19 protein-coding genes are annotated in these 19,395 nt (G+C 71.2%); 10 read left to right on the top strand and 9 right to left on the bottom strand.

Going from position 1 to position 19,395, the window contains the following annotated elements:
• Positions 1-64 precede the first annotated feature (64 nt).
• The 3 genes from CWC38_RS02130 to CWC38_RS02120 form a co-directional block, all read right to left on the bottom strand.
• On the bottom strand, positions 65-1,687 hold the full coding sequence (locus CWC38_RS02130; RefSeq protein ID WP_121845189.1) for an AMP-binding protein: 1,623 nt from the start codon (positions 1,685-1,687) through the stop codon (positions 65-67).
• 88 nt (positions 1,688-1,775) lie between these two features.
• Positions 1,776-2,945 carry an acyl-CoA dehydrogenase family protein gene (locus CWC38_RS02125; RefSeq protein ID WP_121845188.1) on the bottom strand — a complete coding sequence of 390 codons (1,170 nt, stop codon included), beginning with the start codon at positions 2,943-2,945 and terminating at the stop codon, positions 1,776-1,778.
• Entirely contained in the window at positions 2,942-3,550 is a 609-nt protein-coding gene (locus CWC38_RS02120) for a TetR/AcrR family transcriptional regulator (RefSeq protein WP_121845187.1), read from the bottom strand. Before CWC38_RS02120 ends, CWC38_RS02125 begins: the two co-directional genes overlap by 4 nt.
• Positions 3,551-3,683: 133 nt before the next feature.
• Between CWC38_RS02120 and CWC38_RS02115 the strand changes: the two genes are divergently transcribed.
• The 7 genes from CWC38_RS02115 to CWC38_RS02085 all read left to right on the top strand — a co-directional run bounded on the left by CWC38_RS02115 (position 3,684) and on the right by CWC38_RS02085 (position 11,660).
• Positions 3,684-5,291, top strand: coding sequence for a carboxyl transferase domain-containing protein (locus CWC38_RS02115; RefSeq protein WP_121845186.1), 1,608 nt, complete (start codon positions 3,684-3,686; stop codon positions 5,289-5,291).
• Between the two features lie 9 nt (positions 5,292-5,300).
• Positions 5,301-7,265: an acetyl/propionyl/methylcrotonyl-CoA carboxylase subunit alpha gene (locus CWC38_RS02110; protein ID WP_121845185.1), complete on the top strand. Its 1,965-nt coding sequence runs from the start codon at positions 5,301-5,303 to the stop codon at positions 7,263-7,265.
• 14 nt (positions 7,266-7,279) lie between these two features.
• Complete coding sequence (locus CWC38_RS02105) at positions 7,280-8,443, top strand: acyl-CoA dehydrogenase family protein (RefSeq protein WP_121845213.1); 1,164 nt, start codon at positions 7,280-7,282, stop codon at positions 8,441-8,443.
• Positions 8,444-8,452: 9 nt separating this feature from the next.
• The gene (locus CWC38_RS02100; RefSeq protein WP_121845184.1) at positions 8,453-8,935 is read left to right on the top strand and encodes a MaoC family dehydratase; all 483 of its coding nucleotides are present in this window, start codon (positions 8,453-8,455) and stop codon (positions 8,933-8,935) included.
• Entirely contained in the window at positions 8,932-9,780 is an 849-nt protein-coding gene (locus CWC38_RS02095) for an HpcH/HpaI aldolase/citrate lyase family protein (protein WP_121845183.1), read from the top strand. The genes CWC38_RS02100 and CWC38_RS02095 overlap by 4 nt, the downstream gene beginning before the upstream one ends.
• Positions 9,777-10,583 (top strand): electron transfer flavoprotein subunit beta/FixA family protein, encoded by an 807-nt coding sequence (locus CWC38_RS02090; protein ID WP_121845182.1) that lies wholly within the window; start codon positions 9,777-9,779, stop codon positions 10,581-10,583. Before CWC38_RS02095 ends, CWC38_RS02090 begins: the two co-directional genes overlap by 4 nt.
• 132 nt (positions 10,584-10,715) lie before the next feature.
• Positions 10,716-11,660: an electron transfer flavoprotein subunit alpha/FixB family protein gene (locus CWC38_RS02085; protein ID WP_121845181.1), complete on the top strand. Its 945-nt coding sequence runs from the start codon at positions 10,716-10,718 to the stop codon at positions 11,658-11,660.
• 5 nt (positions 11,661-11,665) lie between these two features.
• On the opposite strand, the gene CWC38_RS02080 is transcribed toward CWC38_RS02085, so the two are convergent.
• On the bottom strand, positions 11,666-11,860 hold the full coding sequence (locus CWC38_RS02080) for a hypothetical protein (protein WP_121845180.1): 195 nt from the start codon (positions 11,858-11,860) through the stop codon (positions 11,666-11,668).
• A 712-nt stretch (positions 11,861-12,572) separates the two neighbouring features.
• Here CWC38_RS02080 and CWC38_RS02075 point away from each other — a divergent pair.
• Positions 12,573-12,791 carry a hypothetical protein gene (locus CWC38_RS02075; RefSeq protein WP_121845179.1) on the top strand — a complete coding sequence of 73 codons (219 nt, stop codon included), beginning with the start codon at positions 12,573-12,575 and terminating at the stop codon, positions 12,789-12,791.
• Between the two features lie 118 nt (positions 12,792-12,909).
• Here the strand turns inward: CWC38_RS02075 and CWC38_RS02070 are convergent, their stop codons facing one another.
• Complete coding sequence (locus CWC38_RS02070; protein ID WP_121845178.1) at positions 12,910-13,824, bottom strand: sulfite exporter TauE/SafE family protein; 915 nt, start codon at positions 13,822-13,824, stop codon at positions 12,910-12,912.
• Between the two features lie 264 nt (positions 13,825-14,088).
• Between CWC38_RS02070 and CWC38_RS12080 the strand changes: the two genes are divergently transcribed.
• Positions 14,089-14,256: a hypothetical protein gene (locus tag CWC38_RS12080; protein WP_165860319.1), complete on the top strand. Its 168-nt coding sequence runs from the start codon at positions 14,089-14,091 to the stop codon at positions 14,254-14,256.
• Positions 14,257-14,467: 211 nt separating this feature from the next.
• Here the strand turns inward: CWC38_RS12080 and CWC38_RS02065 are convergent, their stop codons facing one another.
• The 3 genes from CWC38_RS02065 to CWC38_RS02055 all read right to left on the bottom strand — a co-directional run bounded on the left by CWC38_RS02065 (position 14,468) and on the right by CWC38_RS02055 (position 18,235).
• Positions 14,468-14,743: a CDGSH iron-sulfur domain-containing protein gene (locus CWC38_RS02065; RefSeq protein WP_121845177.1), complete on the bottom strand. Its 276-nt coding sequence runs from the start codon at positions 14,741-14,743 to the stop codon at positions 14,468-14,470.
• Entirely contained in the window at positions 14,740-15,792 is a 1,053-nt protein-coding gene (locus CWC38_RS02060) for an iron-containing redox enzyme family protein (protein WP_121845176.1), read from the bottom strand. The genes CWC38_RS02065 and CWC38_RS02060 overlap by 4 nt, the downstream gene beginning before the upstream one ends.
• Positions 15,793-16,015: 223 nt before the next feature.
• The gene (locus CWC38_RS02055; protein ID WP_121845175.1) at positions 16,016-18,235 is read right to left on the bottom strand and encodes a catalase; all 2,220 of its coding nucleotides are present in this window, start codon (positions 18,233-18,235) and stop codon (positions 16,016-16,018) included.
• 132 nt (positions 18,236-18,367) lie between these two features.
• Between CWC38_RS02055 and CWC38_RS02050 the strand changes: the two genes are divergently transcribed.
• On the top strand, positions 18,368-18,955 hold the full coding sequence (locus CWC38_RS02050) for a GNAT family N-acetyltransferase (RefSeq protein WP_121845174.1): 588 nt from the start codon (positions 18,368-18,370) through the stop codon (positions 18,953-18,955).
• Positions 18,956-19,000: 45 nt separating this feature from the next.
• Here CWC38_RS02050 and CWC38_RS02045 read toward each other — a convergent pair.
• Positions 19,001-19,395, bottom strand: a 395-nt coding sequence (locus tag CWC38_RS02045; RefSeq protein ID WP_121845173.1) for a GNAT family N-acetyltransferase, incomplete at its 5' end; no start/stop codon positions are given.

Below are 19,395 nucleotides of genomic sequence, written 5' to 3'. Positions count from 1 at the left end.
GCAGCACTGTTTCAGCGACTCAGCGCGACAGAAGTGCCTGGGGCCAGTGGTCTCTTGCGCAGGGTCACCCCTCCAGGTCCAGGATCCGCAGGGCCTCCTCCCGCATCTCCACCTTGCGCACCTTGCCGGTCACGGTCATGGGGAACTCGTCCACCACGTGCACGTAGCGGGGGATCTTGTGGCGGGAGATCCTCCCGTCCGCGAACTCCAGGACGGCCTCGGGCGTGAGGGCGGGAGCGCCATCGCGCAGCCGGATCCAGGCCATGAGCTCCTCGCCGTACTTCTCGCTGGGCACGCCGATCACCTGGGCGTCCACGATGTCCGGGTGGGTGTAGAGGAACTCCTCCACCTCGCGCGGGTAGATGTTCTCGCCGCCGCGGATCACCATGTCCTTGATCCGCCCGGTGATCTGCGCGTAGCCGTCCTCGTCCATCACGGCGATGTCCCCGGTGTGCAGCCAGCCCTCGGCGTCGATGGCCTCACGGGTCTTCTCCTCCTGACCCCAGTAGCCCTTCATCACGGAGTAGCCGCGGGTGCAGAACTCGCCGGCCTGCCCGCGCGGCACGGTCTCACCCGTGGCGGGGTCCACGATCTTGACCTCCACGTGCGGGTGCACCCGGCCCACGGTGCCCACGCGGCGCTCCAGGGAGTCGTCCGAGCGGGTCTGGAAGCTCACGGGGGAGGTCTCGGTCATGCCGTAGCAGATGGCCACCTCGCTCATGTGCATCTCGGAGATGACCCGGCGCATGATCTCCATGGGGCACGGGGACCCGGCCATCACACCGGTGCGCAGGGTGGAGAGGTCGTGGTCCGCGAAGTCCGGCAGCTCCAGCTCCGCGATGAACATGGTGGGCACCCCGTACAGACTGGTCGCCTTCTCCCGGGCGACGGCGCGCAGCGCGGCCCGCGGGTCGAAGCCCGGCCCGGACAGGATGATCGTGCAGCCGTGGCTGGTGGCCGCGAGGTTGCCGATCACCATGCCGAAGCAGTGGTACAGGGGTGGCACCACCACGATCCGGTCCTCGGCCGTGTAGTGCAGCAGCTCCCCGATGAAGTACCCGTTGTTGAGGATGTTCCGGTGGCTGAGCGTGGCTCCCTTGGGGCGCCCGGTGGTGCCGGACGTGTACTGGATGTTCACGGCGTCGTCGGCGTGCAGGCCCGCGGCGATCCGGGCGAGCCGGGCGGTGTCCGGTGCCACGAACAGGGCGTCCCACTCGGGGCTGCCCATGAGCACCACGTTCTCCAGCTCGGGGGCGTTGGGGCGAGCGGCCTGCAGCATCCCGGCGTAGTCGCTGGTCTTGAACGCGGGGCTGCTGATGACCGTGGAGATTCCGGCCTGCGCGAGCGCGAAGTCCACCTCGTGCTGGCGGTAGGAGGGGTTGATGTTCACCAGAATCGCGCCGATCTCCGCGGACGCGTACTGCGTGAGCACCCACTCCCACGAGTTGGGCCCCCACACGCCCACGCGGTCCCCGGCGCGCACGCCCAGCCGGTCCAGGCCCGTGGCCAGGGACTGCACGTCCCGCACGAACTCGCGGTAGGTCCACCGCCGCCCGGCGGCCACGTCCACGAGGGCCTCGTGGTCCGGGTACCGCTCGGCGGTCTCGTGCAGGTTCTCGCCAATGGTCTGCTCGAGCAGGGGCTGGTCGGTGGGCCCTTTGGCGTACGACGGCGTGGGATCGGTCATCGGGGTCTCCTTGCGCGGGTGCCGGGGGAGGACCGGCGTGGGGTGTGGCCTGGTGTGTGCTGCGGGGTGCGCGACGACGCGCGGCGGGTCACTGCCCGGACGCGATGTGGTGGCCCACGGTGGCCTTGAGGATCTCGTCCGTGCCGCCGAAGATCGTGAGCAGCCGCACGGCGGTGTACGCCTGGGCCACGGAGGACTCCAGGATGTAGCCGAAGCCGCCGTGCAGCTGCAGGCAGCGGTCCACCAGGTTCTTGGCAGTGTTGGTGGCCTGCAGCTTCACCGTCGACGCCGCGACCAGGTCCAGCTCCCCGCGCTCGAAAAGCCCCACGCAGTGCGCCACGTACGCCTGGGACGCCGCCAGCTGCGCGGTCAGCTCCGCGAGCTCGAACTGCGTGTTCTGGAAGTCCAGCACGCGCTCGCCGAACACGTTGCGGCTGGAGACGAACTCCACGGTCTCGGCCAGCACGCCCTCGGCCACGGCCACCGCGGCCACGGCCACACCCAGGCGGCCCTGCGGCAGCTGCGCGGTGATCTGGTCCAGCCCCCGGCCCTCCTCACCCACGAGGTTCTCGGCGGGCACGCGGACGTCGTCGAAGAACAGCTCGGCGGTGTCCGAGGCCTGCAGGCCCATCTTGTCCAGCTGCTTGCCGGTGGTGTACCCCTCGTGGTCCTTCTTCTCCACGAGGAACAGGCTGAAGCTGTCCCGGTTCCCGCGCGGTGAGCTGCCGCCGTCCGTGCGGGCCAGGACCAGGGCGGCGTCGCCCGAGATGCCGTTGCCGATGAACGTCTTCTGCCCGTTGAGCACCCAGTGCTCGCCGTCCCGCACCGCCTTCGTGCGCACGCCGCGCAGGTCCGATCCCGCGCCCGGCTCGGTGAAGGCCACGCTCGTGACCATCTCCCCGCCCAGGATCGCGGGCAGCCAGCGCTGCTTCTGCCCGTCCGTGCCGTAGGCGAGCAGGTGGGGCAGCACCCAGTCGTCCTGCAGGTGGAACGCGAGGCCCAGGGCCAGGTGGCCCGCGCGCACGAACTCCTCGTCCATGACCGCGCGGAAGCGGTAGTCGGTGAGGCCCATGCCGTCGTACTCCTCGGGCACGGCCAGCCCCAGCAACCCGGCCTCCGCGGCCCGGTTCCAGATGCCGCGGTCCATCATGTGCTCGGCGTGCCACTGCGCGTAGTGCGGGGCCACCTCCCGCTCGTTGAACTCGCGGGCCACCGTGCGGAACTCGTCGTGCTCGTCGTCGTAGAAGCCGGAAATCATGGGGTCGCCTTTCGTTCGGGAGGGATGTCCAGGGCTAGCTGCGCCATCCCCTTGAGGACCGCGCCGACCTGGGCGTCGGAGCTCGCGGTGCGGGTGCGCGCGTACGCGGTGGAGTTGATCAGACCGATCACCGCGTACGCGCGGGTGGTGTGGTCCTCCAGGGGGCGCTGCGGCTGCAGGGTGCGCAGCACCTCGCGCCACTCGGCCAGGTACTGCCGTTGGATCTCGCGCACCGAGCGGCGGGTCTGCTGCTCCAGGGACCCGAAGTCCCGCTCGTGCACGCGGATCAGGGCGGAGTCCGCCAGCGCGAAGTCCACGTGGAACGAGATCAGCTCCGCGAGGGCCTCAGGGGTGTCCCCGCGGCGCTCGCGGATGGCCCGGCCGCCCCGGAGCAGCCGTTCGGAGATCCCCTGGAGCAGCTCCGCGAGGATGTCCTGCTTGCTCTCGAAGTGCCGGTACACGCCCGGTCCGGAGATCCCCGCCTGCTCCCCGACGCTCTGGAGGGACACGGCCTGGTAGCCGTGGCGCGCGAAGAGCTCCGCGGCGGCGTCGAGAATCCGACGACGTCGCTCGCTCTTGGCCTGCTCGCGGGGCGTCCCTGCCACGGACCCTCCTTGGTGTCTCGCCCGCGCCCGGGCCCCGGTGGAACCGTGGGGTGGGGCGTGGACAACGGTGATGCGCATCACTATAGTCCATCCTAGTTATCGAGCATTAACTGAAATCGGCCGAAGGGGCGACATGGCTTTCCTCAGCAGCGAGCTGGATCGCAGTTCCGCCGCGTTCCGCACGAACAGCGAGACCAACCACCGGCTGCTGGACGAGCTGCGCGAGCGCACGGGGAAGGCCGCGCTGGGCGGCTCCGAGAGCAGCCGTGAGCGCCACCGCTCCCGCGGCAAGCTGCTGCCCCGTGAGCGCGTGGCCCGGCTGCTGGACGAGGGCTCACCGTTCCTGGAGATCGGCGCCCTGGCCGCGGAGGGCATGTACGACGGCGCGTGCCCGGGCGCCGGGGTGATCGCCGGGATCGGGATGGTGCGGGGCCGCCTGGTGGTGGTGGTGTGCAACGACGCCACCGTGAAGGGCGGCGCGTACTACCCCATGACCGTCAAGAAGCACCTGCGGGCGCAGGAGATCGCGGCGGAGAACCACCTGCCGTGCGTGTACCTGGTGGACTCGGGCGGGGCGTTCCTGCCGCTGCAGGACGAGGTCTTCCCGGACCGCGAGCACTTCGGGCGGATCTTCTACAACCAGGCGAACCTCTCCGCCCGGGGCATCCCGCAGATCTCCGCGGTGCTGGGCTCGTGCACCGCCGGGGGCGCCTACGTCCCGGCCATGAGCGACGAGACCGTGATCGTGCGCAACCAGGGCAGCATCTTCCTGGGTGGCCCACCGCTGGTGAAGGCGGCCATCGGCGAGGAGGTCACCCCGGAGGAGCTGGGCGGCGGCGAGCTGCACACCCTCACCTCGGGCGTCACGGACCACCTCGCGGAGAACGACGAGCACGCCCTGGAGATCGTGCGGGACATCGTGGGCACCCTGCCGCGGCAGCGGAGCGTGGCGTGGGACGTGCTGGCGGCGCGCGAGCCGGACCTGGACCCCGCGGATCTGCCCGGGATCGTCCCCGCGGACGTGAACGCCTCCTACGACGTGCGGGAGGTGATCGGGCGGATCGTGGACGGCAGCGAGTTCCACGAGTTCAAGCGGGACTACGGCACCACCCTGGTCACCGGCTTCGCGCACATCGACGGCCACCCCGTGGGGGTCGTGGCGAACAACGGCATCCTGTTCTCGGAGGCCGCTCTGAAGGGCGCTCACTTCATCGAGCTGTGCGACCAGCGCGGCGTGCCCCTGGTGTTCCTGCAGAACATCACCGGGTTCATGGTGGGCCGGGATGCCGAGGCCGGGGGCATCGCCAAGAACGGCGCCAAGATGGTCACCGCGGTGGCCTCCACCCGGGTGCCCAAGTTCACGGTGGTGGTGGGCGGGTCCTTCGGCGCCGGCAACTACTCGATGTGCGGGCGCGCCTACTCCCCGCGGTTCCTGTTCATGTGGCCCAACGCCCGGATCTCCGTGATGGGCGGCCCGCAGGCGGCGTCCGTGCTGTCCACGGTCAAGAAGGACCAGCTGGCCGCGCGCGGCGAGCAGATGGCGCCGGAGGAGCAGGAGAGCTTCGAGGCGCCCATCCGCGAGCAGTTCGAGGCGCAGGGCAACCCGTACTACTCCACGGCCCGGCTGTGGGACGACGGCGTGATCGCCCCCCAGGACACCCGCCGCGTGCTGGGCCTGGCACTGTCCGCGGCGTCCCTGCAGCCCCTTCCCGACCCCGGCTTCGGCCTCTTCCGGATGTAGGAGTCCCCCATGTTCTCAACCGTCCTGGTGGCCAACCGCGGCGAGATCGCCGTGCGCGTGATGCGCACCCTGCGCGCCATGGGGATCCGCTCCGTGGCCGTGTACTCGGATGCCGACGCCGGTGCCCGCCACGTCGCGGAGGCGGACGTGGCCGTGCGCATCGGCCCCGCCCCCGCAGCGCAGAGCTACCTCAACATCGACGCCGTCCTGGCCGCCGCCCGCGAGACCGGCGCCGAGGCGATCCACCCCGGCTACGGGTTCCTGGCCGAGAACGTGGCCTTCGCCCGGGCGTGCACCGCCGCGGGGATCGCGTTCATCGGACCCCGCGAGCGCGCACTGGAGGTGATGGGGGACAAGATCGCCTCCAAGCTGCAGGTGGCCGAGTACGGCGTCCCGCTCGTGCAGGGCGTCTCCGAACCGGGGCTCGGCGACGAGCAGCTCGTCGCCGCGGCCCGTGACATGCCGTTCCCCGTGCTCATCAAGCCCTCCGCGGGCGGTGGTGGCAAGGGCATGCACGTGGTGGAGCGATTCGAGGACCTCGCGGACGCGCTGCCCGCCGCGCGTCGCGTGGCGAAGCAGAGCTTCGGGGACGACACCCTGCTGATCGAGCAGCTGGTCCCCACCCCGCGGCACATCGAGGTGCAGGTCCTCGCGGACAGCCACGGCCACGTGATCCATCTGGGGGAGCGTGAGTGCTCGCTGCAGCGCCGCCACCAGAAGGTGATCGAGGAGGCGCCGTCGGCCCTGCTGGACGCGGCCACACGCGAGCGGATCGGTGTGGCCGCCGTGGCCGCGGCCCGGGCCGTGGACTACGTGGGCGCGGGCACGGTGGAGTTCCTGGTCTCGGACCGGGACCCGGACACCTTCTACTTCATGGAGATGAACACCCGCCTGCAGGTGGAGCACCCCGTCACCGAGATGGTCACGGGCGTGGACCTCGTGGAGTGGCAGGTGCGGATCGCGGACGGTGAGCATCTCACCCTCGCCCAGGAGGACCTCCAGCTGGACGGTCATGCCGTGGAGGCTCGCGTCTACGCGGAGAACCCCGAGCGCGGCTTCCTGCCCACCGAGGGCACCGTGGTGGCCCTGTGGGACGCCACCGGGCCGGGGGTACGCGTGGACTCCGGCATCATGGCCGGTCAGCGGGTGGGCCTGGACTACGACCCCATGCTCGCCAAGGTCATCGCCCACGGCCCCGACCGGCGCACCGCGCTCGAGCGCCTCGGCACCGCGCTGGAGGACACCGTGGTCCTGGGGGTGGGCACCAACGTGGAGTACCTCCACATGCTGCTCACGGACGAGGACGTGGTGGCCGGGCGCCTGGACACCGGGCTGATCGAGCGCAAGCTCCCGGACCTGGTCTTCGCGCAGCCGGACGACTACCTCACGGCCCTCGCCGCCCACGCGGGCCTGGGGGCTCCGTCCCCCGACGACGCCGCCCCGGCACCTGACGCACTGGCCGCCCAGGGCATCGGTGGGACCGCGTGGCGCGCGGACGGCTTCTCCGCGACCACCGCGCTGCCCGGTGCGGTGCCGTTCGAGGAGGACCCGGAGCGCGACGTCGTGACCGCCGTGGGCTCCGGGAACCCGGACCGCGCGGAAGGCCGCACGGTGTACGTGAGCGAGGGGGCGGCGTCGTTCGAGATCCCCGTGTGGACCCGTTCCGGGGCGCTGCAGGCGCAGCTCGCCCGGATCGAGCGCGAGGTGCACGCCGGGGGGCCCGAGCTGCGCTCGCCCATGCCGGGCACCGTGGTGGCCGTGCTGGCCGAGACCGGGGAGCACGTGGCCGAGGGCCGCACCGTGGTCTCCGTGGAGGCCATGAAGATGGAGCACCCCATCACCGCCACCCTGCCCGGAACCGTGACGGTCCTCGTGGCCGTGGGGGACCGCGTGAAGGTGGACCAGGTGGTCGCGACGATCGAGCAGGACAGCAGCGAGCAGGACACCGACGAACACACGGAGGAACAGGCATGAGCGAGAACACCGAGCTGAACACGTTCGAACTGTCCGAGGAGTACCAGGCGCTCTCGGACGCCGTGCGCGAGTTCGCGGACGAGGAGATCGCCCCGGTCTCCGCGAAGCACGACGAGGAGCACTCGTTCCCGTACGAGATCCAGGCGCAGATGGCGGAGATGGGCCTGTTCGGCCTGCCCTTCCCGGAGGAGTACGGCGGGCAGGGCGGGGACTACTTCGCGCTGTGCCTCGCACTCGAGCAGATCGCCCGCGTGGACCAGTCCGTGGCCATCACCCTCGAGGCCGGCGTCTCGCTGGGCGCGATGCCCGTGTACCTCTTCGGCACCGAGGAGCAGAAGCAGCAGTGGCTGCCGCAGCTCGCGAGCGGTCAGGCGCTCGCGGGCTTCGGGCTCACCGAGCCGGAGGCCGGCTCCGACGCCGGCGGCACCCGCACCCGCGCGGAGCTCAGGGACGGGAACTGGGTGGTCAACGGCAGCAAGGAGTTCATCACCAACTCCGGGACGGACATCACGAAGCTCGTCACGGTCACCGCGGTCACGGGCACCTCCACCACGGCGGACGGGCGGGAGAAGAAGGAGATCTCCACCATCCTGGTCCCCGCGGACACCCCGGGCTTCACGGCGCAGAAGGCGTACAACAAGGTGGGCTGGAACGCCTCCGACACCCACCCCCTCACGTTCGAGGACGTCACCGTCCCCGAGGCCAACCTGCTGGGTGAGCAGGGCCGCGGCTACGCGAACTTCCTGCGCATCCTGGACGAGGGCCGGATCGCGATCGCCGCCCTGGCCACGGGAGCCGCGCAGGGCTGCCTGGAGGAGGCCATCCGCTACGCCACGGAGCGCGAGCAGTTCGGCCGCTCGATCGGCAAGAACCAGGCGGTCGCGTTCAAGATCGCCCGGATGCGCGCCCGCGTGCACCAGGCCCGCCTGGCGTACTACGACGCCGCGTCCCGCATGCTCAAGGGCAGGCCGTTCAAGACGGAGGCTGCGATCGCCAAGCTCGTGGCCGGTGAGGCCGCCATGGACAACGCCCGGGACGCCACACAGGTGTTCGGCGGCTACGGCTTCATCAACGAGTTCCGCGTGGCCCGCCACTACCGCGACTCCAAGATCCTGGAGGTGGGCGAGGGCACCACGGAGGTCCAGCTCATGCTCATCGCCCGCGAGCTGGGTCTGTAAGGGGGGTCCATGGGCAAGGTCATCGAGCAGCGCGGACTGTACTTCGACGAGTTCGAGGTGGGGGCGCTCTACAAGCACGCCCCGGGGCGCACCGTCACCGAGGCGGACAACGTCCTGTTCACCACGCTCACCATGAACACCCAGTCCCTGCACCTGGACGCCGCGTGGAGCGGGCGCCAGGAGTTCGGGGAGCGTCTGGTGAACTCCATGATGACGCTGTCGATCGTCGTGGGCGCATCCGTCGCGCAGCTCACACAGGGCACCATCGTGGCGAACCTGGGCTTCGAGGAGGTCGCGTTCCCGCACCCCATGCACCACGGGGACACCCTCTACAGCGAGTCAGAGATTCTGGACGCGCGTCCCTCGAAGTCCCGGCCCGGCCAGGGAATCATCCGGGTCCGCCACGTGGGCCGTAACCAGGACGGCACCGTGGTGGCCACGTGCGTGCGCTCGGTGCTCATGCAGGGCGCCCCCGGAAAGGACCAGTCATGAGCGACCCCACCTTCACGATGGGCCCCGCCCTCCTCTTCTGCCCGGCGGACCGCCCCGAGCGCTTCGCCAAGGCGGCGGAGCGCGCGGACGCGGTGATCCTGGACCTCGAGGACGCCGTGGCCCCGGACGCCAAGCCCGCCGCGCGGGAGAACGTCCGCGCCGCCGAGCTGAACCCCGCCACCACAGTGGTGCGCGTGAACGACGCCGCCTCGGAGTTCTTCGAGGACGACCTCGCGGCCCTGCGTGACACCCCGTTCCGGACCGTGATGCTCGCCAAGGCGGAGTCCGCCGAGCAGGTCCGCCGGGTCACGGAGGCCCTGCCGGACGTGCGGGTCATTGCCCTGTGCGAGACGGCCGCCGGGATCGTGGCGGCGCCCGAGATCGCGGCGGCGAGCGGCGTCGTCGCCCTGATGTGGGGCGCGGAGGACCTGGTGGCGTCCCTGGGCGGGCGCTCCAGCCGGCGCCCGGACGGCTCCTACCGGGACGTGGCCGTGGCCGCGCGCGCCGCGGTGCTGCTGGCCGCGGGGGCGCACGGGAGGGCCGCGATCGACGCCGTGCACGTGGACATCGCGGACACCGAGGGCCTCGCGGCGGAGGCCGAGGACGCCGCGGGCAGCGGGTTCGCGGCGACCGCGTGCATCCACCCCGGCCAGGTGGCCGTGATCCGCGAGGCGTACCTGCCCACCGCCGCGGACGTGGACCACGCGCGGCGGCTGCTGGAGGCCGCCGAGGGGGCCCCAGGCGTGTTCCGCTTCGAGGGCCACATGATCGACGGGCCGCTGCTGCGCCACGCGGAGCGCACGCTGGCCCGCGCCACCCGGACCGATTCGAGGGAGAACTCATGAGCGTGAACATCGTGGTGCCGGTCAAGTACGTGCCGGACGCGCAGAAGCAGCGCACCTTCCGGGAGGACCTCACCGTGGACCGCTCGGACGCGATCCTCTCCGAGCTGGACGAGTACCCCCTGGAGGCCGCGCTCGCGCTGCGGGAGGCCGCCCCGGAGGCGGAGGTCACCATCGTAGCCGTCACGGTGGGGCCCGCGGCCGCCTCGGGGGCGGTGAAGAAGGCCCTGCAGATGGGCGCGGACGCCGCCTTCCACGTGGACGACGCCGCCCTGGCCGGTTCCGACGCGCTCGGCACCTCCGCGGCGCTCGCCGCCGCGATCCAGCACGTGGGCGAGGAGCACGGCGGGGTGGACCTGGTGCTCACGGGCATGGCGTCCACGGACGGCGAGATGTCCGTGGTCCCGCCCATGCTCGCGGAGCGCCTGGACTTCGCGCTCGTGACGCGCGCGGGGACCGTGGAGTGGGGCGAGGAGCGCAACGGCCTGGCCCTGACCCGGGCGACCGCGGACGCCACGCAGACCGTTGCGGTGGCCTTCCCCGCGGTCGTGTCCGTGACGGACCAGGCCAACGAGCCCCGCTACCCCAACTTCAAGGCCATCATGGCGGCCAAGAAGAAGCCCTCCGCGGTGCTCACGCTCGCCGACCTCGGGGTGGACGCCTCCACCGTGGGCCGTGATGCCGCGGCCGCGTCCGTGCAGTCCGCGACCCCCCGGCCCCCGCGCGCGGCCGGGGTCAAGATCCAGGACGAGGGCGAGGCCGGGATTCAGCTCGCGGCCTACCTGGCGGAGCAGCGTCTGCTCTGACGCCGGCGGGGCCGGGGGCCGCACGGCTGCCCGGGACCCCGGCGCCTGCGTCCCGGGGGTCCGGCTAACACACCGGGCCCGTCCCGCACCCACGATCTTCCCGTTCTTCCACTCCGTTCGAGAGGAAACACCATGAACGTTCTCGTCGACCTCGGCCACACCACCGCCCTGCGCTCCCCGGACCGCGAGGTCCTCACGCTCGCGCGCACGGTGGCCGCGGGCGGTACCGTCTCCGTGCTGACCCACGCGCCGGACGCAGCCGGACTGGCGGAGGAGCTCGGCGGCTTCGACGTTGCCGTGCTGCTCGCCCCGCAGGACGCGGCCCCGGACCTCTCGCTCACAGACACGGCCCTGCTCGATGCCGCCCTGGCCGAGTCCGGCGCCACCCTGGTCCTCGGGCCCAACGCCGCGGAGGTCACCGACTGCTTCGCCCGCCTGGCCGTGCGTCACTCGGCTGCGATCATCACGGACGCCGTGGGCGTGGACGCGGACCGCACCGTGACCAAGTCCGTGCTCGCGGGTGGGTACACCACCACGGTGGAACCCACCACGGAACTCGCGTTCGTCACGGTCGCGCCGAACGCCGTCGCGGCCGGGGAAGCGCAGGGCGGGCAGGCCCCCGACGTGAAGCCGCTGGCGGTCTCGGCCTCCGGGGCGGCGGCCACGGTGACGGGCACGCAGGTGGCCCCGGCGTCGTCGCGCCCCAAGCTCACCGAGGCCCGGGTGGTCGTGGTGGGCGGCCGTGGTGTGGGCGAGAACTTCTCCCTGGTGGAGGAGCTGGCGGACGAGCTCGGTGCCGCGGTGGGCGCGTCCCGCGCGGCCGTGGACGCCGGCTGGGCGGAGCACTCCGCGCAGGTGGGTCAGACGGGTGTGACGGTGTCCCCGCAGCTGTACCTGTGCGCGGGCGTCTCCGGCGCCATCCAGCACCGCGCGGGAATGCAGACCTCGCAGACCATCGTGGCCGTCAACAAGGACGAGAACGCGCAGATCTTCGACATCGCGGACTACGGCGTGGTGGGAGACCTCAACAAGGTGCTGCCGCAGCTGATCGAGGCGCTGCGGGAGCGGAAGGGGTGAGCGGCCTATTCCGGCTGGTCCTCACGGGCGAGCCGCCCCGTGCGGCGTCGGAAGAACTCCACCACGAAGGCGCCAACGCATGCGATGACGAGCCCCACGACCAGGCGCACCCAAATCTCATGGATCCCGGCAGTTGCGAAGACCGCGATGAGCGTGACCACGGCGGTGCCGATGTACTGGATGGCTGACGTGTTCGTCACGGGCGGGGTTCCTTTCGGGTACGACGGGCGGGGTCGGATTGACAGCTAGCGCGAGGAAATCTGGATCTGGTCCACGCTAGCGGACTGGCACTCCCCAAATCGAGTGACCGGAATGATGCGGGGCCAAGCAAGCCGGAGACCCGAGGGTTTCTCGTTTGCCGATACGTGGTGCGTCTTACCCGCGAGGGGAATCTTTGGGTGACGGCCATCTTCTCTCCGGCGATTGTGCTTCCTGCATAAGGGAGTCCGCCTCGCGCCCTTCCATACCGGCAGCGGGGTCTTCGCGGCGCTTCACGCGCCAACCCAGCAGGAACCAGAACACACCGAGACCGATGTTCCACCACGCGAGGACTGACGATCGGTCAGTGAGGAACTGAAAGAGCCCAAGGGCCAGTTGCAACGTACCTACGACAAAAAACAGCCGCATGGGTATGGCACTCCTTATCTGGGGTCATCGGCGTCTTGCCCCTTGAACCCCAGACTTCCATAGTGTGTTCTCTATCGACGCAAATGTGACTCACGCCGGACTCCCTCCCCGAGGGGCCGCCTGGGTGCTCGTGGCCCTCGTTGGCGCGGCACTCGGCCTGCTGCGGACCATGGTCGGGACGATGCGCCATGACGACGGCACCACCCGGGCGGCGTTGAGCGGCTTCATCATCGTGGGGCCGACCGCTGTTCTGCTCTACTTCTTCCTCACGCCATCAAGCACCCTGTGTACCTGGGATTCTTCCTCGCCAGCCCCGCGAAGACCGCTGCGGCCACATTGCTCGCGGCTGTGGCGTACGCCGCGCCCGGGTTCATACTGCTGGACCGGTCGTTGCCCGGCGCAGCTGTCACCGTGCTGATCGCAGCGGCCTTCGGCGGCATGGCCTACTGGGTCATGGCGCGTTTCTTCCATCGACAGACCCCGGACAGTCCGGAGGGGTTGTGACGTGAGCTCGGAGTATCTCCTCATGGCCTGAGGCCATGTGGGCGCCCCAGAACGGCGCCAACGGACAGCGGCGTCCAGTGGTTCAGCGGGCTGGCCCAGCACAAGGCCGACGGCGCCCTCACACCTTCTCCGGCACCCGCACCTCCGTGCGCGCGGGCGAGGCGCGGCGGTCCGCCACCTCCCGGCGGATCACCCACACGAGCGCCCCGGCCCACAGGACGGCGAGAGCCGCGAGGACCAGGGCGGGAGCGGCGTCGGGCAGGGCGTTGCGGACGGCGTCCACCCGCAGCAGCGTGCGCGCGTTGGTGACGATGATGAGCCCGCCCGCGCCGATGGCGAGGATGCGCGGGGCGAGCAGGCGCACGAGCCACGCGGCCAGGGGAGCGGCCGCCACGCCGCCGATGAGCAGTGCCACCACCATGCCGTAGTTGATGTGCTGGCCGCCGAGCGCCAGCAGGAACCCCGCCGAGGCGCCCAGGCTCACCACGAACTCGGACGTGTCGATCGAGCCGATGACCTTGCGCGGGGCGATCTTCCCGGAAGCCAGCAGCGTGGGGGTGCCCACGGGCCCCCACCCGCCGCCGCCGATCGCGTCCATGAACCCGGCCACCGCCGCCAGGGGCACCAGGAACGCCGCGGGCACCCGACCGTGGAAGGAAGGGCGCCGCCCGCCGATGCTGAGGAAGCGCCACACCACGTAGACCCCGAGCAGCAGGAGGATGGTGGACATGACCGGCGCGGCGGCGTCGCCGGACACGGTCAGCAGATTGGCGCCGAAGAACGCGGCGATGCCACCGGGAACGGCCATGAAGCCCACCACGCGCCAGTCGATGTTGCCGAAGCGCCAGTGCGAGAACCCGGACGCGAGCGTGGTGCCCACCTCAGCGAGGTGCACGGTCGCGGACACGGACGCCGGGGTGAGCCCCACGGCCAGCAACAGGGTGGACGACGTCACGCCGTACGCCATCCCCAGGGAACCGTCCACGAGCTGCGCGCCGAAGCCCACGAGGGCCAGCAGAACCAGTGTGCGCACGATGTCCCTCCCGGGGCGGTCGACGGGCGGCGGAGCCGGTGGTGTGCCGGCGGGTGCCGCGTGAATCGCCCCAGCCTAGAAACGGGCGCAACCCGGGCCCAAGCAATGTTGCGCCGTGCGTCCTCCCGCGTCCTCCCATGTCGCACGCTTGACACCCACCCCCGCACCGTGGCCCACACCTCCCCTTGTCATCCGACAGCACACTGACGAAAATGGGCATGTCGGCGATCCCGCCGATCAGCAGTCCACAGAGAGGGCAGGACCGTGGCACAGAAGAATCCCGCCAGTGCTGGCGAAGAGTCCATCAAGATGAACCCGCAGGACGAGGCCGCCGCCATGGCCCGCGACACCCAGGTGGACGCCGAGCCCGCCGACGAGGGCGTGGGCGCCATGACCGACAACAAGGGTGAGGCCCCGGCCACCGAGAACTGAGTCCCCGCCATTGCCGACGGCGCCCCGCAGGCCTGCGGGGCGCCGTTCTGTGCGTGGTGCGAGCGTGTGGTGGTTCCCGGCTGGTCCCGTAGCGACACGACGCCGCGGCCGGAGCGGTGCCGCGCGGGCGCCCGGTGCGCGACACGGGGCCGCTCGGCCGGGGGGCGCAGATGCCATGCAGGACGCCCCGCACCGCCCGTCGGAGAGCCCCTCAGTCCTCCTCGCCCGCGTCCTCCCGCGGGCTGCCGATGTTGTAGCGCGGCGGGCGCGTGCGGAAGTTCGCGAGCTTGTGGGAGCCGTCGCAGAACGGCGCGATCGAGGACATGTTGCACCGGCACAGCGCGACGACGCGGCGCGGCGGCTTCTGCGGCTCGGCCCCCGGTTCCGGGGCGATCAGCACGTCCCCGCGCACCAGCAGCGGCCCGTTGGGGCACGGGGTGATCACCACGGGGTCCTCACTGGGATCTTCGGAGCGTTCGTTCTTCACAGGGCGGCCTCTGCGGGGCGCAGGGAGGAGCGCTCCTCGCGCCAGCACTCCAGCATGTGCTCGCCCATGAGCCCGTCCACGTACAGGCACGCGGCGGCACCGAAGAGAATGTCCGGCAGCAGGGCGGGCTCGTCCTGGGCGAGTGCTCCGGCGAGGTCACGGGCGGCGATCTGCTCGTGGACGGCGTCGGCCTCCACGTGCTCGTCGTAGTACCAGGTGACGTCCTCGCCGTAGCCGAGCTTGCGGAACGCGCGGCCGTAGTACTTGTTGGGGATCGAGGAGGTCATCTCGAACGCCGCGAGGTGCCCGGCGATCGCGCCGCGCAGCCTGCGGTGCAGGCCGAACAGGCTCATCACGTTCATGGACGCGAGCGTGGGAGCGGGCACGAGGTCCAGGTAGTGGTCCAGGGTGTCGTCCAGGCCGACGCCGCGCATGCTCTGCGCGAAGATCGTGGCGTGCACGCGCTCCGGGCGCCCGCCGCCGTACTCGTCCGACTGGATCTCCACCAGGGCGGCCTTCGCCCGCCCGCGCAACCGCGCGATGCCCCACGAGTGCGGGTCCGCCTCGCGCAGCGTGTAGATGGAGCGGTGGATCAGGAACTCCCGCAGGATCTCCTCGCTGGGGTGCCGGGCGAGCCACGTGGCCAGGGTGGGCTTCTCCTCGCCACCGGTCATGGTGAACATCGCGTCCACCAGCTCGGCACCGTCCTGCGGCAGGGGATCCGGCACGGGCACCCGGTCCCGCAGCTCCCGCTCGAAGCGTTCCTCCAGCACCGCGCGGATCCGCAGCAGCTCGGGATCCCACTCGCGCTCCCCGGTCACGAACTCCGCCGGGCCGTAGTGCAGCAGGTACAGCAGGAACAGGGACAGCTGGACATCCTCGTCCGCGAGCACGTCCTCGGTGCTCTCCACGGCGCGGGCGACGGCGCTCGCGAGCGTCTCGTACGCGGCCGCCGGGGTGTCCTCGGGACCGGTGAGGACATCCAGGAGGGCGGAACTCACGGGGCCGCGGGCGGTCGGAACGGGGGTGCGGACGGCGGTGGTGGTCATGATCGTGATCTCCCGTGAAGACGTCGTGGATGGCCCGCCTGCGGACGGGATGGCCCGCTGGCGGACGTGCCGCCGACCGCGCACACCGGGTGGGGCGGCGCCGTCGGCACGAGGCGCGCGACGGTCTGCCACGCGCGGGATGGGTGGGGGAGCAAGCGGGTGCCCGCACCCCGTGACCCGGTCACGGGATGCGGGCACCCGGATGAGGTGCTGCGGGTGCTTCTCAGCCCAACATACCGGTGGTCGGGAAGCGTTCCCAGACCCGGTGGCTGCCCAGCAGCTCCACCACGGCGCTCAGCGCGTCCTCGGGGGATTCCGCCGAGACCACACCGGGCGTCTGCGCGATCTGCAGCGAGTCCAGTGCAGTGGTGCCTGGCCCGACCGCGGCGATCGCCTTGGCGTGGCGCCACATCTCGTTGAGCAGCAGGCTCACGCGGGGGTCGACGTCGCCCGGGCTGGGGGCACCCGCCTTCGCGTCCATGCCCGCGGCCACCTGGTGGGCCGGCGCGCCCGCGGTGGCGACCACCACGGCGTCGAACTCGATGGAACGCGCCGTGAGCAGCGTGCGGTGCGCGACGACGCCCGGGGCCACCTCGCCGCCCTGCGGGGCGATCACCAGCGGGACCATGTCCGCGGCGTCGATCCGGGAGATCAGCGTGGTGAGCTGCCCGGCGTCCGTGTCCGGACCCGCGAGGATGCCCACCTGACGGCCGTCCACGGGCCACGTGCCACCCACCTGGGACAGCGCCGGGGAGGGCTGCACGTCCTGGGCCGGGGCCTCCGTGGGCTCCTGGTCCGGCAGACCCAGCCCCTGCGCCACCGCGTGACCCAGGGCGGGGTCGATGGCGAACAGGTGCCGCAGCTGGCGCGTGCGGATGGTCTCGTCCCAGCACTTGCCGAGCTCGAACGCGTAGGCCTGCGCGGTGTGCTCGCGCTCCACCTCACTCAGGCTGAGCCAGAACATGCGCGCCTGGGAGAAGTGGTCCTCGAAGGACTGCGGCCGGGCGCGCTCCTTCACCGAGGCCGCCACGGGGGCGGGGAAGTCGATGAACGGGTGCTCGTTCTCGGGGGTTTCGAACGGGTTGCCGCCGTCCAGCGAGTTGGGGCGGTACGGGGCCACACCGGAGTGCACGGCGCTCTGGTGGTAGCCGTCCCGCAGCATGTCGTTGACCGCCGCGTGCGGGCGGTTGATGGGCAGCTGGTTCCAGTTCGGCCCGCCCAGGCGGGTGATCTGGGTGTCCAGGTACGAGAAGAGCCGGCCCTGCAGCAGGGGGTCGTTGGTGACGTCGATGCCCGGCACCAGGTTGTTGGGGTTGAACGCCACCTGCTCCGTCTCCGCGAAGTAGTTGGAGGGGTTCCTGTCCAGGGTCATGAGACCCACCGGCTGCACCGGGACCAGCTCCTCCGGCACGAGCTTGGTGGGGTCGAGCAGGTCGATGCCCTGGTAGCTCTGGTCCTCGTTGTCGTCGAAGACCTGCACGCCCAGCTCCCACTGCGGGTAGGCGCCCGCCTCGATGGCGTCCGCCAGGTCGCGGCGGTGGAAGTCCGGATCCGCGCCGTTGATCAGCTGCGCCTCCTCCCAGGCCACGGAGTGCACACCCAGGCGCGGCTTCCAGTGGAACTTGACCAGCACGCTGGAACCGTCCTCGGCCACCAGCCGGAAGGTGTGGATGCCGAAGCCCTCCATGGTGCGGAAGGAGCGCGGGATGCCGCGGTCGGACATGTTCCAGATGGTGTGGTGCTGCGCCTCGGTGTGCAGGGAGACGAAGTCCCAGAACGTGTCGTGCGCGGACTGCGCCTGGGGGATCTCGCGGTCCGGGTGGGGCTTGCCCGCGTGGATCACGTCCGGGAACTTGATGGCGTCCTGGATGAAGAACACGGGGATGTTGTTGCCCACCAGGTCCCACGTGCCCTCGTCCGTGTAGAACTTCGTGGCGAAGCCGCGGGTGTCACGGGCCAGGTCCCCGGAGCCGCGGGAGCCCAGGACGGTGGAGAAGCGCACGAACACCGGCGTCTCCTTGCCCTCCGCGAAGACACCCGCGCGGCTGATGCGGGACGCGGTGCCGTAGGAGCGGAACGTGCCGTGGGCGCCGGCGCCGCGGGCGTGGACCACGCGCTCGGGGATGCGCTCGTGGTCGAAGTGCGAGATCTTCTCGCGGAAGTGGTGGTCCTGCAGCAGCACCGGGCCGCGAGGTCCGGCCTTCAGGGACTGGTCCGAGTTCGTCAGCCGGGCACCGTGGGCGGTGGTGAGGTACTCGCCCTGCTGCGCCATGCTGGACATCGGCGCACCGGTCGGTGCACCGGTGGGGGACACCCGTTCGGGCGCGCCCTGGTCCGGCTTGGGCGGCAGGGGCTCGCGCGGCGTCGTGGGCTCCTCGAGGGACGGCTCCCCCGTGCCGGGAACGCCCGGGACCTGAGGTGTCTGGTTCTCGTGTGCGGACATGGTGATCCTCCTGCGGAGAGACGGCTCACGCCCATCGGATAAAACATTGGACGCAATACATCCAGACTGCCAGGGCGCTGACGGTTCTGGCTACACCTGTAGGTGTGGTCCCGTCCGTGAGACAGTGACCCCATGACGTGGACACCCGTGACACTCGAGGGCCGGCTGGTGCGGCTGGAACCGCTGCGCCGCGATCATCTGCAGGGGCTCGTGGAGGCCACCGAGGACGGGCGCATGTGGGACCGCTGGTACACGAGCATCCCCGCGCCGGACGGCATGGCGGCCGCGATCGAGCAGCGCCTCACGTGGCAGGACGAGGGCTTCATGCTCCCCTTCACCACCGTGCGCCAGGCGGACGGCACCGTGCTGGGGATGACCACCTTCCACGACCCCCAGTGGGCCGTGCCCCGCGTGAGCGTGGGCCACACCTGGAACCGTGCTTCCACCCACGGCACGGGCACCAATGCGGAGTCCAAGCTGCTGCTCATGACCCACGCGTTCGAGGAGCTCGGCTGCCAGTGCGTGCGCTACGAGACCAGCTGGGCCAACCAGCAGTCCCGCACCGCCATCGAGCATCTCGGCGCCCGGCTGGACGGCGTCCTGCGCGGCGACCGCCTGGAGTCCAACGGCGTGCTCCGGGACACCGTGGTCTACTCGGTGCTCGCCCACGAGTGGCCCTCCGTGAAGGCGGGTCTGGAGGCGCGGGTGGCGCGGCGCTGAGGTGAGCGGGCGGCGTCGTCGCCCTGCTCCCTGAACTGCGCGCGATCAGGCGTGCGGCACGGGCCGTTCGTAGGGGGTCACCTGGCAGCGCACCGAGCCGTTCTCGTACGGCGCGGTCTCGCCCGTGGGCGTGTAGCCCAGGGCCTCCCAGAAGCCGACGGCGCTCGTCGCGTTCGTCTCCACAACGCCCAGCCGCAGGGTGCTCACCTCGGGCCAGGTCTGGACCAGGTCCAGGACGTGCCGGTGCAGCTGCCGGCCGAGTCCGCGCCCGTGGCGGTCTCCCCGGACGAGCAGCAGGCCGATGTGTGCGCAGTGCTCTGCGGGGTAGCCGCGCAGGACGTCCGCGATGCCCACCAGGACGGGGCCGTCGAGGAGGCCCAGGTCCACCTTCCGCTCGCCCATGAAACCGGGAGGGGCGGCGGAGAGGATCTCGGTGACGT

The organism is Kocuria tytonicola, from assembly GCF_003687455.1.
In the GTDB taxonomy this organism is placed as follows: Bacteria; Actinomycetota; Actinomycetes; order Actinomycetales; family Micrococcaceae; genus Kocuria; species Kocuria tytonicola.
The sequence above is the reverse complement of the archived record's forward strand: the minus strand, read 5'-3'. Positions and strand labels throughout refer to the sequence as shown.

What these genes read in the sequence shown, in the direction of transcription:
- CWC38_RS02130 (WP_121845189.1), bottom strand. Translation starts at nt 1,687, where the DNA reads ATGACCGATCCCACGCCGTCGTACGCCAAAGGGCCCACCGACCAGCCC.
- CWC38_RS02125 (WP_121845188.1), bottom strand. Translation starts at nt 2,945, where the DNA reads ATGATTTCCGGCTTCTACGACGACGAGCACGACGAGTTCCGCACGGTG.
- CWC38_RS02115 (WP_121845186.1), top strand. Translation starts at nt 3,684, where the DNA reads ATGGCTTTCCTCAGCAGCGAGCTGGATCGCAGTTCCGCCGCGTTCCGC.
- CWC38_RS02110 (WP_121845185.1), top strand. Translation starts at nt 5,301, where the DNA reads ATGTTCTCAACCGTCCTGGTGGCCAACCGCGGCGAGATCGCCGTGCGC.
- CWC38_RS02100 (WP_121845184.1), top strand. Translation starts at nt 8,453, where the DNA reads ATGGGCAAGGTCATCGAGCAGCGCGGACTGTACTTCGACGAGTTCGAG.
- CWC38_RS02095 (WP_121845183.1), top strand. Translation starts at nt 8,932, where the DNA reads ATGAGCGACCCCACCTTCACGATGGGCCCCGCCCTCCTCTTCTGCCCG.
- CWC38_RS02090 (WP_121845182.1), top strand. Translation starts at nt 9,777, where the DNA reads ATGAGCGTGAACATCGTGGTGCCGGTCAAGTACGTGCCGGACGCGCAG.
- CWC38_RS02085 (WP_121845181.1), top strand. Translation starts at nt 10,716, where the DNA reads ATGAACGTTCTCGTCGACCTCGGCCACACCACCGCCCTGCGCTCCCCG.
- CWC38_RS02060 (WP_121845176.1), bottom strand. Translation starts at nt 15,792, where the DNA reads ATGACCACCACCGCCGTCCGCACCCCCGTTCCGACCGCCCGCGGCCCC.
- CWC38_RS02055 (WP_121845175.1), bottom strand. Translation starts at nt 18,235, where the DNA reads ATGTCCGCACACGAGAACCAGACACCTCAGGTCCCGGGCGTTCCCGGC.
- CWC38_RS02050 (WP_121845174.1), top strand. Translation starts at nt 18,368, where the DNA reads ATGACGTGGACACCCGTGACACTCGAGGGCCGGCTGGTGCGGCTGGAA.